Below are 18336 nucleotides of genomic sequence, written 5' to 3'. Positions count from 1 at the left end.
CTTGCGCATCAAGTTTGATCCGCATTATGAACACAGAGCTTGTAATCGGCGGTATTGCCGTCGCACCCGGTGAGAGCCGACAAATAGACCTGCCGGTGGTGCATCTGTATACCGGTACAGGCATGGCCATCCCGGTTTACGTGCAGCGGGGAAAGAAGCCCGGGCCGACAATTTTTGTCTGCGCCGCCCTTCACGGCGATGAACTCAACGGCATCGAAATAGTCAGCCGGTTGATCGGCAGTCGCGGTTTGAAATCGCTGCGCGGCACCCTGATTGCCGTGCCGGTGGTCAATGTCTACGGCGTGTTGGAGCAGTCCCGCTATCTGCCCGACCGTCGCGACCTGAATCGCTCCTTTCCCGGTTCGGCCAAAGGCTCCCTGGCGGCGCGTATGGCCCACGTATTCCTGCAGGAGATAGTGTCCAAGTGTGACTATGGTATCGACCTGCACACAGGTGCCGAGCACCGCAGCAACCTGCCGCAGATCCGCGCCAATCTCGATGATGAAAAAACCAATGCCATGGCGCGCGCATTCGGCGTGCCGGTACTGCTCAACTCCACTTTGCGCGATGGCTCCCTGCGACAGGCGGCGGCCGACCTGGGTACCTGTATCCTGCTGTATGAAGCCGGCGAAGCATTGCGCTTCGACGAATTGAGTATCCGCGCCGGCGTCAAAGGGATAATGAATGTGCTGCGGCATTTGGACATGCTGCCCCCGGGGCGCGGCAAGCGCGTGGTCGAACCCTTCGCCGCCCGGAGCAGTGGCTGGTTGCGCGCCACCGACAGCGGTATCGTCAAACACCGAAAAGCACTCGGGGATCATGTTATCCGGGGAGAGCTTTTGGCTACCATCACCAATCTCTACGGTCAGGAGATCAACCGGGTCGTCTGCAACACCGATGGCATCATTATCGGGCGGCAGACTATACCCCTGGTCCAGGAGGGCGAGGCCATGTACCACATCGCCTACTTTCACGAGCCCCACGAAGTGGCCGAAAACCTAGAAATACTGCAGGACAGCTTACTGCCCGATGCGAACTTCTAATGACATCCAGCCGGGCATCTACACTGCCAGGCCAACAAGGGGTCGCGAAGTTCGGGGTTGTTCTGGACTAGGACCAGCTCGGTTAATGTCAACAGGTCCTAGCCAAAACCTCTAGCGGCAGAGGACAGGGGCCACCGGCATAGCGTCTACTCAACTAAAAAGATGCTTGAGGCGCCAATTATGCTACAGAGTTCCTCCAATAGGGTGACGTGGCGCACCTTTACTTGTACCCTTCCCTGGTATGTGAGTTTCTTTTAAATAGTTTGAATTAATCGAATATTCGGCGTTTTATCCCTTGGAAGAATCGAATAATTAAATGCGTCGCTTTGCACTGGGGTTACATACAAGTGCGCCCTCCAGTTTCAAAAAGTAAAAAGAGTCATTGACCTTGGCACGGATTCCTAAATCAATACTCAGCCCGATTGGATTGCTGGTACTTTTCACCCTTAGCCAGAATACACTAGGTTCCCAGACAATCACCGCTGATGCTGAACATTGCATGGCGCAGGAATCAAAAAGTGGACTCACCCTTATAGAGGGCACAACGGAAAATACCTCTGAGCTTTGCTTCACTCGTTTTAACGAGTTGTCCGCCGGGTTAGCGCAAATAATCCCTGTGCACATTTCAGCGGTTCCGCTACGTAATGGGCGTGAGCAACGCATACTGAATATCCCCCGCCAGCAGTTGAAAACCAAGCAGTTCCTCAAGCAGAGGCCGCTGCTGATCTTTTCGGCTCCTCACGAGCGATACGCATTGGCACAGCTTTGTCATGAATTAATCCGCGCAGGATTCGAACTGCCCAAAATATTGATTGGCGAGCGCCCCAATCGATTTGCACAAGTTGACCATGCCCCTGTTAAAGCAGAAGACTTTCTAGTGGAGCTGAGCCATTTTGGGGCCATAACCATCGCTTCTAATGAGGAAATTGCACAAGCGCTGGCCGAACTTGGTATCCCCGCCATTCAGGGCGAAATTAATTCGACTGAGGCAATGATGGCGCGCAGTGCCCATACCAACTATTCGCTAAATGGGTATCTGCCAGTTTTTTTAGTGACCGAATCCGCTCGGGAGCAGGGGGTACAATCCCAATTGCGACAATCCCTGCCCGATGAAGCCTTTGTAGTGGCTGGTGGAGTCAGTGCCATCAGAGGCGCACTTAAGAATAGCGCAGCTGGTGCTGTTAAACGAATGAGCCCTGAGGAGATGCCTGGCTGTGCTGGTTAAGAAAAAGCTCGTTTCTCAGCTAGCAGTATCCACTGTTGCCATGCTGTTGCTGATTGTTGGAGCTGTGTGGCTATTTGGGCCGGTTCCAGAGGTAAAGGGAAATTACGATATCGCGAAGACCATTCGCTATAGTTTCCAGGTAACCAATAACTCCAGTCAACATATTGATGCCGCGAGTTTCAGCGTATTTGCCCCGGTAAAGCAGAATGCCTTCCAAATGACGAGGATGCTAAGGGCAAACCTGCCTTTTACATTGGACACAGACCAGTCCGGTAACCAGGCGCTGGTATTCGAATTAAAGGATCTCGCTCCCTTTGCGAGTCAGGTAGTGAACATCACGGCTCAGGTCAATCTGGCCAGTACACCGCAGCCCTTTGGACCGAACCCAGATTCGTTGTTGGGGGAAGAAGAGGGTATTGAAACCAGCGCACCGGAAATCAATGTATTGGTGGAAAGGTTAGCCGGGCAACCGGAGCAAATTAACAGCTGGCTGTACAGCAATATTACTGATATCGGGTATGTGATGGAAGACAGAGGTGCCCGCTATGCGGTGACGGAAAAGCGGGGGGACTGCACTGAGTTCGCTTCGGCCTTTGTCGCTCTGGCCCGTGCTTCCAATATCCCCGCTAGAATGATTGGCGGCTTTACCGTCAGCCATTCGGGTCGCCTGCGGGCGGAAAACTATCATAATTGGGCGGAATTTCGGCGGCATGAGCGCTGGAATATCGCGGACCCACAAAATAATAATTTCGATTCGAATTATGGGTCCTATATCGCTTTTTATAACTTTGACCAACACTCACGTCTTGAAAATAGCCAGCGATTTCTCGCCTATGATAGGCGATTGAGTGTGCAAATGAATTAAATACTCAGGTGCCAATAAAGGGTATATATAAGTTTTTCGTACCTGATGTAAAACTGAAATATCGTTTATATTCGGCTTAATTTGTCGAATCTTTTAGGGGGAAATGTGAAGAACGTTTTATTTGTATTGGCCGCATTAGTGGCCACTTTTGCGAGTCCCGCCTATACAAGCGATATTCCAGATTTAACCCTCCAGCAATCAGATACCGTTATCATAAGTAACGATACTTATATAGCTGCAGATAATCATACCTTTGATAATAAGCATATTCTAATTGATGGATCTGTGCTGACGGTGGACGGTTCTCATGTTTTCTCGAGCCTGGTTCTGGAAAACAATGCAAGCCTAACTCACTCAATCGCCTCGCCGGAATTGTTGTCGCTAACAATTGAGGGAAATTTAGCAATACAAGATGGCTCAAAGATCGATGTAAGCGAATTGGGTAATTTGGCGTCATCAAAAAATTGTGCAGGCTGTGGCGGGGCTTATGCGAGCTTTGGAGGAGGGCAGGGGGAGGATCCTTATGGCGACTATAAAAAGCCTATCGATCTGGGTATGGGTGGATCACATTCTTTGTCTGGTGCAGACGGTACTAGGGGTGGTGGTCGTATTTACCTAAGCGCCAAAAAAATCCTTCTAAATGGGGATATATTGGCTAACGGTGAATCCCGGACAGGTTATGTCGATGGCGGTTACTCCGGTGCAGGAGCTGGTGGTTCCATATTTCTAGTGGCCGAGAGTATAGAAGGAAATGGCGACGTTAGGGCAAGCGGTGGTTCAGGAAATGGCTCATATTCCAATGGTGGATCCGGTGGGCGGGTTGCGATTTATATAAATTCCGGCAATAAGTTCGATTTCTGGAGCAGAGTCGCAGCTAAAGGAGGTACGGGGAAAGTCTATGGCGGGCCTGGAAGTGTGTTTTTTCACGACGGTGCTATTGTTAATCTAACTCTCGAAAATTCCGGGGCGGAGTTTGGTAATTTAAAGCACTGGGAAATTGAAGAGGGTACTCCAGGGGTTAGAGGTGGCTATCCATATCCATCAACCTTCGGTGGTGTTTACTATTTAAATGGCTACTCCAGTAGTGGAAGCTCTGTAATTTCACAGAACATTAATTTGGAGAGGATCGAATTTTCTGATAGCGATTTATTGGCGAATGCAGTAGAAGTATCCGTAGAATGGTTGCAATCTTCATACTACACAGAAAATGAAGGCGAGTTGTCTTTTCGCTTTCTGGATGGTAATGGTGAAGTTATTTCCGAAATTGCTAGCGGCCTTACCAGTACCGCTGACCGAGTATGGGAGCCCAGATATTTTTCAGCAAAAGTTCCCGCGGGATCGAGATCGGTAGATTTATTGGTTAAAGCTTCACGTCAAGATGGCAAGGGCAGTAGTGCATATTTTGATAATATCGATGCAAAAATTCATATGGCTGGGCACGACCCTCTGACTGAAGAGGATTTTGCCGGAATCTTGCTCATAGACAATAGAGCTTCGAATGCCAGGGCGGAATCTTTCCTTCTGAATCACAACGAAGCAACTGAAATACTATTGAGAGATGCTTCAGTAGATATTTCCTCTGATGTTAATTTTTCTAACTTTAGAGTGCGCGGCAATCACAATGCGGTGGTCAATCTTCCAGGTGAAATTGAACTGGCTGAAGGGGATATAGTTATAGATGGCTATAAGCTTGTTGCCGTAGGGTCAAACAACCTGCAGGGCGCGCTGGCACTGGTGAATAGAGCTGAATTAACTAGCGTGGTATACGGAGAAACCGACAAGCCATTGGAGATTCTGGCAGAAAATATATTTATATCGAATAACTCTATCATAGATGTCAGTGCCAAAGGAAAATTTCCTTTGGGTGGAGGCTCTTTTTTGTCCGGCGGTAGCTACGGAGGTCTGGGCGGTAGGGGCTCAGATGGGAACCCGGCTAGTCCCATATTTGGTGATTTTAAATCGCCATTTGAATTTGGAGTTGGTGGCTACGGTGCTAACGCTAGCGGTGAAGAGACGCGAGGTGGTGGTGCAGTCAAGCTGGTTGCGCGTCAAAAATTGGAAGCTTATGGAAGACTGAGTGCCAACGGTGGATCACTGAGCAATATCGGGGGCGGAAGTGGCGGCTCCATTTGGATTGAGGCCGGTGAACTTGTGGGAAGCAGTTCCTTACATATAGAAGCAAACGGAGCTTCCGCCTCCGGTGCCGCAACTGGAGGTGGGGGCCGGATCGCCATTTATTATGACTCGATTTCAGGCTTTAACCCCAGAAATGAAATATTTGCGCCAGCAGGCTCCGGCAGTTATGCGACGGCCCATGGTGGCCCCGGAACAATTTATTTGTTTGATCGATCTGCGGAGATAAATCCTGGCCGTCTACAGATTAATAATCGTGGTACCAGTCAAAGCTATGAGCCATATATTCTTTCCGGTGAGGTCAATATTCCACATTATTTTGATGATGTTCGGGTAGTCATCGAAGAAGCTGTGCACCTAGCTGCACCTATTTCTGGAAGCGACCATGGGCAGGTATTTATTGCGGCAAACGGTGAATTCACCACTAATGATGATAGCCTGACTGTTGATGGATTTACTCTGGAGTTATCGCAGGACTATAGTTTTGAAACGATTACCATACAGAACGCCGGAAAAATCACAACTGCAGTTGCTTCGGAAGATTTTTCTGCTGGCATAACTTTGAGTGCTACCGACTTCTATATAAGTTCCAATTCTTATATTGATGTAAGCAATAAGGGTCGTTTCCCGGATTCCGGTGAACACTGGAAGTCCGGCGGAAGCTATGGCGGTTTAGGAGGAGTTGACCCGGTTTCTGGTACGGTTTCCTCTACCTTTGGTAGCCTGGAAGGCCCTACAGATTTTGGCGTGGGTGGTTATGGTGCAGATGAAACAATCCGGGGCAGCCGTGGGGGCGGTGCTATCAAGCTGGTGGCCAGTAATAGACTTGAAGTTTACGGTGATATTTTGGCCAATGGTCAAAGTCGGGTCTATCAGGTGGGCGCGGGCAGTGGCGGGTCTATTTGGATCGAAGCGAAGACATTAATCGGCAATAGTTATACCTTGATTGAATCCTCGGGCGGAAATGGATATCAAGCAGGAACCGGCGGTGGTGGCCGTATAGCGATCTACTACGAGTCTATTTCCGGTTTTAATACCAGACACTCTGTATTTTCCAGAGCCGGAAGAAATTACTCTTCCGCTACTGGGTATGGTGCCCCGGGAACAGTTTATCTGTATGACCGCACCTTGCCAGAAAATAATGCACGTATGCAAATTATCAATCAGGGAACTGGGGATATTTACAATCCATATATATTGACGGGCGCTGTCGATATCCCTATTTATTTTGAAGATATACAGGTAACAATCGACCAAAATATTGATCTGTCTGCACCCCTAAACTTCAAAGATTCAAAGGTATTACTGAAAGATGGTGTGCACCTGGGAAGCCCTATTTCCGGTTCCGGATACGGTTCAGTATATATTATTGCAGAAGGTGATTTTACAGTAAAGGATGCTGAGCTGGTCGTAGACGGGTACACTCTGGAGATGCCGCAGGATTACAATTTCGATTCCATTAGAGTGCAAAACAGCGGCAAGATTACAACACCAGAAGCCTCTGATAGCTTTACATCCGGAATTACCTTAAGCACTACCAACTTTTATATCAGTTCCAATTCCTATATTGATGTCAATTCGAAAGGAAGGAAACCGATAGAAGGAGAGCATTGGAAGTCTGGAGGAAGTCACGGCGGCCCCGGAGGTATAGATCCCGCTTCCGGATCCACCAATTCGACCTTTGGTGACTACAAGCTTCCTGGCGAATTCGGCGTAGGGGGCTATGGCTCCGATATGTCCGTAGAAGGAACCCGTGGCGGTGGGGCGATCAAACTTATTGCTACTGAAAGATTTGAACTCTATGGTGATATTTATGCAAATGGTGAATATAAGGCCTATATAGGTGGTGGTAGTGGAGGTTCCATCTGGATTGAAGCTGGTGAACTAGTAGGAGGTAGCTATACCACAATTCAAGCCTATGGTGGAGATGCCTATTATTCGGCATCGGGTGGTGGTGGGAGAATTGCGATTTATTATGATGTGCTCTCCGGATTCGATCCAAAGACAAACCCCAGAAGCTATATATACGCTAGGCCAGGCAATGGAGGCTCTGCAACTGCGCGAGGTGGCGCAGGTAGTATTTATCTTCATGACCGCTCCCAGGTTAGCAACCCTGGGCTGTTGCAAATTCTGAATGAATCCACATCCAGTGTATATACACCGTTTCTGATCGATGGATTGATAGATAGCCCGATACAGCTAGCATATATTTACGCGGAAATAGTCGATGGCGCGCATCTTGCAAACCCAATTTATGGCTATGGATTTAATAATACCTATATTAAGGCAGAGGGGGATTTCTCCGTTGCCAATGGTGAGCTTGTAGTTGATGGTTTTAGTTTAGAGCTGCCTCAGGATTACAACTTTGAAAATATCTCCATTCGCAATAGTGGCAAGATTACAACCCCGGCAGCATCGGAGAATTTTACTTCAGGTATTACTTTGAGCGCGACCGATTTTTATATCAGTTCCAATTCCTTCATTGATGTGAGTGCCAAGGGACTTGGCCCTCTCGATGGGCAGCACTGGAAATCCGGAGGCAGCTATGGTGGTTTGGGAGGGCGGGATCCCCTGACAGGAAATTCTGATCCCATCTTTGGATCTATCGAGGCGCCAGTGGATTTTGGTCGGGGTGGCTACGGTATTGATGATACCGTTGAAGGGAGTCGTGGTGGTGGAGCGATTAAGCTGGTGGCCTCCAACCGATTTGAAGTTTATGGAGATATCCTAGCACATGGTCAGGGTCGCCCTTATCGCATTGGCGCGGGAAGTGGTGGTTCTATCTGGATTGAGACTAAAGAGCTTATTGGTAACAGTAATACCCTAATAGAAGCCTCCGGCGGAAGAGGGTATCAGGCTGGTACTGGTGGTGGCGGGCGGATCGCCATTTATTATGATTCGCTATCGGGCTTTGCACCTCGAGATAAAGTATTAGCCATGGCAGGCTATAATTATTCAGCGGCAACTGCTTATGGTGGGCCAGGGACGGTTTATTTGTATGACCGATCCTTATCAGCTAATAATGGTAAGCTGCTGATAACCAACAGGGGGGTCTCCGGTAATTACGAGCCCTTTCGAATTACAGGGCAGATGATCACACCTCTGAACTTTTATAATACGAATGTAGAGATTGACGCTGGAGCACATTTAGGTGCTTCAATTTCCGGTTCTGGCTATAGCAATTCCTATGTGAAGGCAGTGGGCGACTTCACGGTTGCCAATAACGTTTTAGCTGTAGATGGTTTTACGTTAGAGCTGCCGCAAGATTACAGTTTTGAGACCATAAGGGTGGAAAACAGTGGCAAGATCACAACTCCTCTGGCTTCCGATAGATTTACCTCAGGTATTACCCTGAGCGCGACCGATTTTTATATCAGCTCCAATTCCTTCATTGATGTGAGTGCCAAGGGGCTTGGCCCCCTCGATGGGCAATACTGGAAATCTGGGGGCAGCTATGGCGGCTTGGGGGGACGGGATCCCCTGACAGGTACTTCTGATCCCACCTTTGGATCTATCGAGGCGCCAGTGGATTTTGGTCGGGGTGGTTACGGAATTGATGAAACCGTTGAAGGCAGTCGAGGTGGTGGGGCCATAAAATTGGCCGCTAGTAATCGTTTCGAAGTATATGGAAGTATACTTAGTGATGGTTCACAAGATTATTTGAAGGGAGGTGGTAGTGGTGGTTCAATTTGGATTGAGGCTAGAGAGTTTATAGGTGGAACAAACACAAAAATACGTGCTGAAGGGGGAGATGGGCACTCTTCTGCGACCGGGGGCGGGGGTAGGATCGCAGTCTACTTCGATACCATTTCAGGGATCGATACAGTCTCACAAATTTTAGCTAGATCGGGCAGTAATTGGAGGACAGTAACGGCCTATGGAGGTCCTGGGTCTGTCTACCTCTATGATCGCTCTCTTGCTTCTAAGAATGAATTAATTCAAATCAAGAACCATAGCTCATCAAGTTCCTATGAGCCATATAGATTGAGTGGGCAAGTTGATAAGCCGTTATATTTTTCGAATGTTCGAGCGATAATTGAGACTGGAGCACATTTAGCTGCTTCAATTTCCGGTTCTGGCTATAGCAATACCTATGTAAAGGCATTGGGCGACTTCACGGTCGCCAACAACGCTTTAACTGTGGATGGTTTTACGCTGGAGTTACCGCAGGATTATAGTTTTGAGACCATAAGGGTGCAAAACAGCGGCAAGATCACAACTCCCCTGGCCTCCGATACATTCACCTCAGGTATTACTCTGAGCGCAACCGATTTTTATATCAGTTCCAATTCTTTTATTGATGTAAGTGCCAAGGGGCTTGGTCCCCTCGATGGGCAGCACTGGAAATCCGGGGGCAGCTATGGTGGTTTGGGGGGGCGGGATCCCCTGACAGGTACTTCTGATCCTATCTTTGGGTCTATCGATGCGCCAGTGGATTTTGGTCGGGGTGGTTACGGGATTGATGAAACCGTTGAAGGGAGTCGTGGTGGTGGAGCGATTAAGCTGGTGGCCTCGAATCGATTTGAAGTTTATGGAGATATCTTAGCGCATGGTCAAGATCGCCCTTATCGCATTGGCGCGGGCAGTGGTGGTTCCATTTGGATTGAGACCAAAGAGCTTATTGGCAACAGTAATACCCTGATAGAAGCCTCCGGCGGAAAGGGGTATCAGGCTGCTGCCGGTGGCGGTGGCCGTATAGCAATCTACTATGAATCCTTAACTGGATTTAACCCTCAGCATGAAATTTTCTCCCGCTCCGGGGGTAATTATTCCTCTGTAACGGCCTATGGTGGTGCGGGAACCGTCTACCTTTATGATAAATCATTGCCAGCAAATAACGCCCATATCCAAGTTATCAATCGAAGTAACAGTAGTCTGTATGAACCCTATATTATTTCCGGAAACCTTGATATTCCGTTGTACCTTGAAGATGTAAGGCTGACTATCGAGGCGGGTGCTCAACTTAATGCCGCTATAAGAGGTGAAACTTATTCTTCTGTATATGTTAAGGCTGAAGGGAATTTTACTGCTGCCGACGATGCTTTAATTGTGGATGGTTTTACACTGGAACTACCCCAGGATTACGGTTTTGAGAACATAAGGGTGCAAAACAGCGGCAAAATTACTACACCCGTTGCTTCCGATACCTTTACTTCTGGCGTTACCCTGAGTGCATCCGATTTTTATATTAGTCCTAATTCCTATGTTGATGTCAGCGGTAAGGGATTCCTGCCAAGTGAAGAGGTCGACTATTTATCCGGTGGTAGTTATGGAGGCCTGGGCGGCCTGGTAGATGGTAACGAGACCAATCCAATCTACGGCAGCGCCGTCGCGCCAATCGATTTTGGTACCGGTGGTCGCTATAGGGACGATAGCCAGCCGGGTTCTCGTGGTGGTGGTGCAATAAAGATAGTGGCGGAAAGGCTACAGCACTATGGCTATATCTATTCGTCGGGAGCTGGCAACTATAGCTATCGGGGTGGTGGCAGCGGAGGTTCGATTTGGTTAGACATCGGCGAGTTGATTATTGGCAGCTATGGGTATATTCATGCCGATGGTGGTTATGGAAGCTATGCGGGGCCCGGTGGAGGCGGTCGCATAGCGGTATATTATGAATCCTTGGATGGAAATATTTCATCGAAAACGCGAGCTAATAGCGGTGGACGGCATGGTCCCGCTGTTGCCGGTGAGCCAGGTACAGTTCACGTTGCACAAAAAACTGCCGCTTTAAGGGTTCGTTCGGTCACCCCGGATGGTAACCATGGGGAGCTTATTTCCGGTGTCATTGTGCAGTTCAATGTGGGCGTAAGCACTGATTCTTTGGATATAAACGATTTCCAATTATTGGATGAAGAGAACGGGCCGGTTGCAGTCATTGCCGTTACGTCTATTGATGATATTCGTTATCAAGTTGACTTTGAGAAAATCTTGCCCGAGGGCTCATACATATTGTCTATTGGACCGGATATTTTTGGCGCCAATGGACTGGGCATGGACCAAGATCAGGACGGCATCGAGCAGGAAGTCGAAGACGATCGCTTTGTAACCACAATTATTCTTGATGTCACCCCTCCCCAGTCTCTCACACTGAACCAGCCGCTTGCCCCGGCAGTGATCAGTTCCAATAGTAGATGGGTGATCCTGTCTGGGAATAGGGAAGACAACACTTCAATTGTTGTAAATGGCAGTGAGATTGTTGCCGCGGGTTCGGGAAGCTGGTCTGGGAACTACTATGTATCCGAGGGGCAATCCACAGTAGAAGTCGTTGCCCGGGACCTCAGTGGCAACCTGTCTGACCCGGTACTGCTGATTTTTAATATAGATAGTAAGGCACCGAGCATATCCGCTGCCAACCCTACCGGCAGTATTAATATTGCGCCTCCTTTTGTAACCCTGGTGGTCACGGAAGAGGGTAGTGGTATTGATCTGGAGAATAGCCAACTGATAGTTAAGCGCAACAGCGTCCCCCTATCCGGTAGGATTGCATTGTTCGAGGGCCAGGTACAGTTCACTCCCGAAGCACCATTCCTGGATGGTAATTATGAAATCGTTGCGCAGATCGCCGATAAGTTGGGTAATCTTTCCTCAAGACGCACTTACACCTTTACCCTGGATTACACGCCTCCAGCTGCACCGGTTTTAAACCCCTACCCACAGGTTACCACGGTTAACGCCCAGGTCTTCGGCGGTACCAAGGAAGCCGGCAGTGCGGTATTGGTGAATGGCAGCCTTGCGGTATTGAATTCACCCGATACCGATTGGAGTACCCAGGTGGCGTTGCTGCAGGGGGATAACACTATTTCATTCACCGTGCGTGATGCGGCGGGAAATGTGAGTGATGCCGCGGTAGCACAGATTCACTATGACAATACGCCACCAGGTCCCGTAGATCTGTCCATCAACTCCAATGGTAGTGGCACTGAGTTGATTCTGGACTGGAGTAACTATAGCGAGTTCGACAATGGCAATGATATTGCGGAGTATCGCATCTATCAGAGTGCCACCGGTTTTTTCGATATCGCCGGCAAGGCTCCCGTGGCAGTTGTGCCCCAGGGAAGCAAGCAGTATCGATTGGAAGGGTTGCCCCGCGGTGCATTGATGCACTTTGCGGTGGTGGCCTACGATTCCCAGGGATTATTTAATCCCTCAGTCAATTCCACAGCGGCGACGCCGGTGGATACCGAAGCACCGGACGAAGTAAGCAACCTGGTGGTGATTCCCGGAGCGGATAATCTGGTATTGCGCTGGAGCCCTTCTGCAGATTCTGCCGATGATCTGGCGGGCTACCGGGTAGTCTTTACGGAGGATCCAGCGGGCCGGGTGGATGATATTCCTTTGACATCCCTGGCCGACCCCCGGGCGATGGTAGAGTATCAAGTAACGGATTTGAGTCCAGCCACCGCCTACCCGTTACGGGTTTCTGCTTACGATAATGACGGCAATACCTCCAATGGCATTGCGGATTCCGGAACCACTCTTCTGTCAAATCCTACCTCTGTAATTGCGGAGGCCGGAAGCAGCCGTATTGATATTCGCTGGTCCAGCGTTGTTCCTTATGCGCTGCTTAAAAATTATGCGGTCTATGTCCAGGAAAGTAATTTCAGCAGTATTACCGGTCTGCAATATAAGTCGCTGCGCAGTAAGGGGAATGAGTCGGATGCCGAGCACAACTGGTCCCTGGCGGGCCTGGAAAACGACAGGACATATTATGTCGCTGTGGTATCAGTCAACAATTCCGGGGGCTCTGAACAGCTAGTGACACCGGTGGCGGTAACCCCGGTGGCGGATTCCGAAGGCCCGCAAATTACCGCAGCGCAATACCGGCAGGACAGTCAAGTGCTGGATCTCAGTATTGTCCCCGAATTGTCTCAGGATGGTGATTTCAATATCACTGCAACTGATGATTCCGGTGTTGCCCGTGTGGAATTTTATCTGGACGGCCAGTTACTGGGTACTAAATACGCTCCCAGGGGGGATGCCTTTGCCCATGATATTGCCCTGCTGGGTGTTGCCGATGGGGATCACACCCTGACGGTGAAAGTCTACGATGTCTGGGAAAACGTGACCATCGCGCAATACTCCTTTAGCGTGGCCCTGGCCTCGCCTCTTGCACCGCAAATTACCAGTCCGGTGGAGGGGTGGCTGACCAATAAGGCACTGGTCACCATTGCCGGCACGGCGGAAAAACAAACCCGGGTCCAGGTTTACCGCAACGGCGCGCCTGTAGCCAATCCGGGTGCCGTGGACAGCTATGGCAGGTTCCAGGTGGAAATCTCCTTGGAAGAGGGGGACAACCAGATTACAGCGGCGGCGGAATACCCCGGCCGCAGTGGCTTCGGTGCCCAGAGTGCGGTGCGCAGCATCAGCCTGAATACCGCCATTCCCGATGCGCCCGCAAATGTCGCCGTGATCGAACGGGAGCTGGGGCAGATTTCCCTGTCCTGGGATGCGGTCACCAGCGATGACAGCGACAACCAGATCGCCGGCTATAACGTCTACCGCGCCGGTGCCCTATTCAGTTCGGTAGTGGAGGCACAGCGGATCAACGGGCAACTGTTGACGGAACTGAAATACAACGACCTGCCCGCGGACGACGGCCACTACTTCTACGGGGTAACGGCGGTGAATAGGGCCGCTACCGAAGGCAGCCTGTCCAGGCTGGTGGAAGCCGAAGCGGACAGCGAGGGGCCCCGTGCCCTGCAGGTGAGTTATCAGTCTGACGGTGTCGTGGACAGCACCACGGGCCGCCACGGGCCGGGCAGGGTAGAAGTGGCGGTGCAGTTTGATGAGCCATTGCGCAACAAACCCTATTTCGCCATGGCACCGGAGGGCGGCGTGCCTGTCGCGGTGGAACTCACTAAGGACTACAGTGATGACACCCTCTATACCGGCAGTTTTGTGATTGAGCCTGGTACACTCTCCGGCACAGCCTATGCGGTGATGTCAGCCCATGACCAGGTCGGCAACCGCGGCACCATTGTGGAACAGGGCACCAGTCTGTTGATCGATGCCCGGGGGCCGGAGGTGATCGCGCTTACGCTAAATCCCGGCGCGCCACTAAAAGTGCACGAGCAGGACGGTCTGCTTGTGGAGGTGGTGCTGCAGTTGAGTGATGAGGTAAAACCCGGCGACATGCCCAGATTGGTGCCACTGGTGGGTAACGCTACAGTGAGCGGCCTGGAGGACGGCATAGTACTTAGCCGGGATGCCCAGTCCACCCAGGGCCAGCCTTTATGGGTGGGCAGCTTTACCCTGCCAACTGCCGCCGGACAGGATGAAAGCGGCAACCCCACCGTGGAAAACCTACGTTTTGATTTCCAGGCGCTGGATGACCTGGAGAATCTGGGCGATAAAATCCGCGTGGCGAATAGTTTCCAGGTGTACCAGGGCGACCTGCCGCCCCTGGCAATTCCCCGAAACCTGCGCGCCACTGCACAGCCCGGCGCCGAAGTGACGCTGCAGTGGGAGGCAGTGGAGGACGCCCGCTATGTGGTTTACCGCAGGGCGGAAAACGATGGGGAATTTACTGAAATTCTGCGCCTGTCTGAGGCCAGTGCCCAGGATAACCTGCCCAGCGATGGCGATTACTACTACGGTATTGCCAGCGAGCGCCGCAGCAACGACCAGATTGCAGTCAGTGCCATGAGTGTGCCGGTCAAAGTGGGCGCCGACAGCATAGCGCCGGCCAAACCCACCGAACTGGCGCTGGAATTAAATGGGGCCGGCATCGTCGCCACCTGGCAGGCACCCAGTGCCGATGCCCAGGGTAATCCCGAGATGGTGGACGGGCTCAGTTACAACCTCTACCGCCTGGATCTGGCGCAAGGGGAAAATGCAACTGCGGAAACCCTGCAGGGAATTGTGCCGCTGCAAACCGGCATCCCGGACACCATTGCCCTGGATGCCAAGCCCAGCGAAAACGCGCATGCCTACGTAGTTACCGCGCTGGATGAAGCCGGTAATGAGTCCCTGCCCAGCGTCACCGCCTACCTCAATTTCGGCCTGCTGCCGGTGTCCGACCTGAGTATCCAGGTGGATAGCAGCGGCAGCCCGCGACTGCAGTGGAACCACAGTGGCACCGCCATCGCAGGTTACCGGGTCTATGTGGGGGAAGACGGCAGCCTGCAGGAAATTACCAGTGCCGTGATTCCCCACAGCGGCAATCCCACGACTTTTGTGGATAGTGACTACAGTGCGGCCGGGCAGGGGGTAAACACCGAGCGCCGCTACACCGTCGTTGCGGAAGACAGTCAGGGGGCTGCCAGTATCGGCCACAGCCTGTTGCTGCCGGCACTGTCAGTGGAAGTGGTGGATGCACTGGAGGGTGAGGCTGCCATTAGCCGCGGCGTGATGAATGAAGTGCGTTTCCGCGTGCAGAATCGTGGCAGTGGTGATGTCAGCGGGGTCAAACTGTTTGCCACTGTCAGTGACAATGGCACTGCCCGCCAGCACCAGTCGATACCCTTCAGTGTTGCCGCCGGCGACTTGGTGGAAGTCCCGATCATTATCGGTGGCTATAAAAAGCTGGACACCTTGAGTGATATCCAGCTGCGCCTGGAGCAGTCCCCCCTGCCTGGTGAGGCGATATTTATTCATACCGAAGATCAGGTACTGGTGGGTGATGCCGCGCTGCGCCTGGAGCTGGAAACAGACGCCCTCTATCGCGGGGGCGTCGGCAGAGTGCGCTTCACCATGGAAAACACTTCCACGGTGGAAACCGAAGTACTGGTGGCGCGCAGCAATGGCAGCGCCGCCTCCGACGAAGTGCGGGTGCGCATTGAGGACGTGGATGGCAACCTGCTTGCCCTGCATCCGGTGCAGCAGTTTACCGGCGACGTGATTACCGTGGCCAGTGGAGAAACAGTCGCCCGGTTGCAACCCGGGCAGACCTTCGTGTCCGACTGGGTTGAGGTGCCGGTGCCCGCCGCCGCCCCGGATGATGTGACGGTTGCGCTGGAAATCGATCATTTCCGTTACCATACCGGCAAAGCCACCCAGGTGGTGATCGAGGGCAATGGCACCCGCACCCAGGCCTCCCTGCAGGAAACTGCCTACCTGGGTGAGCTGGAAAGTGTAACCCCGGCACAGGTATACAATTCCGGGGACGCAGTCACCATCACCGGGCGTGCGGTGGATCGTCAAAGCGCCGCTCCCATGGGCAATGTCCCCCTCTCGCTGGTCATGGAACTGCGCGGTTTCGAGCGCAATGCCTCGGTCATTACCGATGGCTCCGGCAATTTCTCCTACAGCTTTGACCCGCAGGGGCAGAGCGGTAACTGGCGGGTTTCCGTGATCCACCCGGACAGCCTCGGCCGCCCGGGCCAGGGCGGGTTCGCCGTGCTGACTTCCTCGGTAACGCCCCGGCAACTGGATGTGAATATTCCGCGCAACTACACCCAGAAAATGCCGATCACAATTACCGCCGGCCACGGCACAGAGCTGACGGATGTGCGCCTGGTATCGGTGGCCGCGCCCGATGAGGAGCAGTTGCAGATTCCCGGTGGATTGCACCTGGATCTCGGTTCCACGATCGCACTTGCCGAACAGGAGAAAGGGGTGATCAACCTCTCCCTGTCCGGCGACAACCTGGCGCCGGAACAGGGCTATCTCTACTTCCGGGTGCTGGCTTCGGTCAACGGGGTCGAGCAGGTGCTGGAAAAACTCTCGCTGGAATACCGCCTGTCGGAAAGCCGCCCGGCGATTCAGTCCACGCCGTCCTTTCTGGATACGGGCGTCGCCCTCAACGGTACCACCACAGAAACCCTGAGGGTAAAAAACACCGGCTTCGATGCGCTGCGCAACACCACCCTCACCCTGGTGGACAGCGAGCAAAATCCCGCACCCGCCTGGGTACGTATTGACGGCACCGCCACTTTGGGGGAATTGGCCATTGGCGACAGCCGCGATGTCAATATCAGTTTCAGCCCGGATAACACTGTGCAGCAGGGGAATTATGAGTTTCACCTGTTGGTGCAGGGGGACGGTGGCCACAGTTTTGCCCTGCCGCTGTTTGTGGCAGTAGTGACCTCGGAGGTCGGCAATGCCTTCTTCCATATCAGCGATATCTACACCGCCACCCTGGATGAAGATAGCAAGCTGATTCCGGGGCTGGCCGGCGCTAGAGTCGAACTGCAAAACGAACAGGTTCTGTCGGAAACCCGCACCATCGACAGCGATGCCAATGGCGAGGCCTTCCTGCAGGACCTGCCGGCGGGTCGCTATGCCTACCGTGTCACCGCCTTCGATCATGAAAGCGTCTCCGGCCGCCTGTGGGTGAAACCCGGGGCTACGGTTGCGGAGGATGTATTCCTGATGAACCAGATAGTCAGCGTGGAATGGCAGGTGAATGAAATTAACTTGGAGGATCGTTACGAAATCAAACTGGAAGCCACCTTCGAAACCCAGGTCCCGGTCGCCGTGGTGATGCTGGATCCCATCAGCGTCACCCTGCCGGATATGCACAAGGGCGATGTGTTTACCGGGGAACTGAGCCTGACCAACTACGGCCTGATCCGCGCGGAAGAGGTCAGCGGCCGACTGCCCACCGGCAATGATGTAGTGTCTTTCGAGTTTCTCGCCCAGGTGCCGCAAACCCTGGAGGCCGGGGAGGTGGTGTATATCCCCTACCGCATCACGGCCCTGCGCGACTTCAATCCCAATGAGGAGGGTGAGGCCAGCGGTGCCGGCTGCGGTACCTATAACTACCAGTATCAGGTGGGCTACCAGAGCCAGTGTGCCAATGGGCAAATCGTACCCGGTGGCACCTCAACCTACTGGGCCACCGCCTCGCGGGGTTCCTGTGGCGGCGGTAGTGGCGGCGGTGGCGGTGGCGGCGGCTACTACTATGGTGGCGGTGGTGGCGGTGGCACAAGCTATGGTGGCGGCTACTCGCCCATCAGTGATGACGACACTCTGCGCTGTGCGCCGGACCCGGCCTGTGACGGCCCCTGTAACAAGGACAACAGCAGTCCCCAATAACCCGTGCGCGGTGCATCCTCATTCATTGCGGGAGCATCGCCCTTAAAAAACAAAACAAAACAAAACAGAACAAAACAGAACTTATTGGTGGA

At 52.4% G+C, this 18336-nt stretch carries 4 protein-coding genes; all 4 read left to right on the top strand.

Features of this window, described 5'->3' with window-relative positions; genetic code table 11:
* Positions 1 to 26: 26 nt before the first annotated feature.
* Positions 27 to 1043: a succinylglutamate desuccinylase/aspartoacylase family protein gene (locus AB1S50_RS09875; RefSeq protein ID WP_367150459.1), complete on the top strand. Its 1017-nt coding sequence runs from the start codon at positions 27 to 29 to the stop codon at positions 1041 to 1043.
* 388 nt (positions 1044 to 1431) lie between these two features.
* Complete coding sequence (locus AB1S50_RS09870; protein ID WP_367150458.1) at positions 1432 to 2268, top strand: hypothetical protein; 837 nt, start codon at positions 1432 to 1434, stop codon at positions 2266 to 2268.
* Entirely contained in the window at positions 2258 to 3133 is an 876-nt protein-coding gene (locus tag AB1S50_RS09865; protein ID WP_367150457.1) for a transglutaminase-like domain-containing protein, read from the top strand. The genes AB1S50_RS09870 and AB1S50_RS09865 overlap by 11 nt, the downstream gene beginning before the upstream one ends.
* A gap of 105 nt (positions 3134 to 3238) precedes the next feature.
* Positions 3239 to 18244: a fibronectin type III domain-containing protein gene (locus tag AB1S50_RS09860; RefSeq protein WP_367150456.1), complete on the top strand. Its 15006-nt coding sequence runs from the start codon at positions 3239 to 3241 to the stop codon at positions 18242 to 18244.
* The last annotated feature ends 92 nt before the right edge of the window (positions 18245 to 18336 follow it).

Source organism: Microbulbifer discodermiae (assembly GCF_040742695.1).
Taxonomy (GTDB): domain Bacteria; phylum Pseudomonadota; class Gammaproteobacteria; order Pseudomonadales; family Cellvibrionaceae; genus Microbulbifer.
Note: the sequence above shows the minus strand (reverse complement) of the source record. Positions and strands in the feature narration are given on the sequence as shown.

Coding starts and splice junctions, on each gene's coding strand:
- AB1S50_RS09875 (WP_367150459.1), top strand. CDS start 27: ATGAACACAGAGCTTGTAATCGGCGGTATTGCCGTCGCACCCGGTGAG.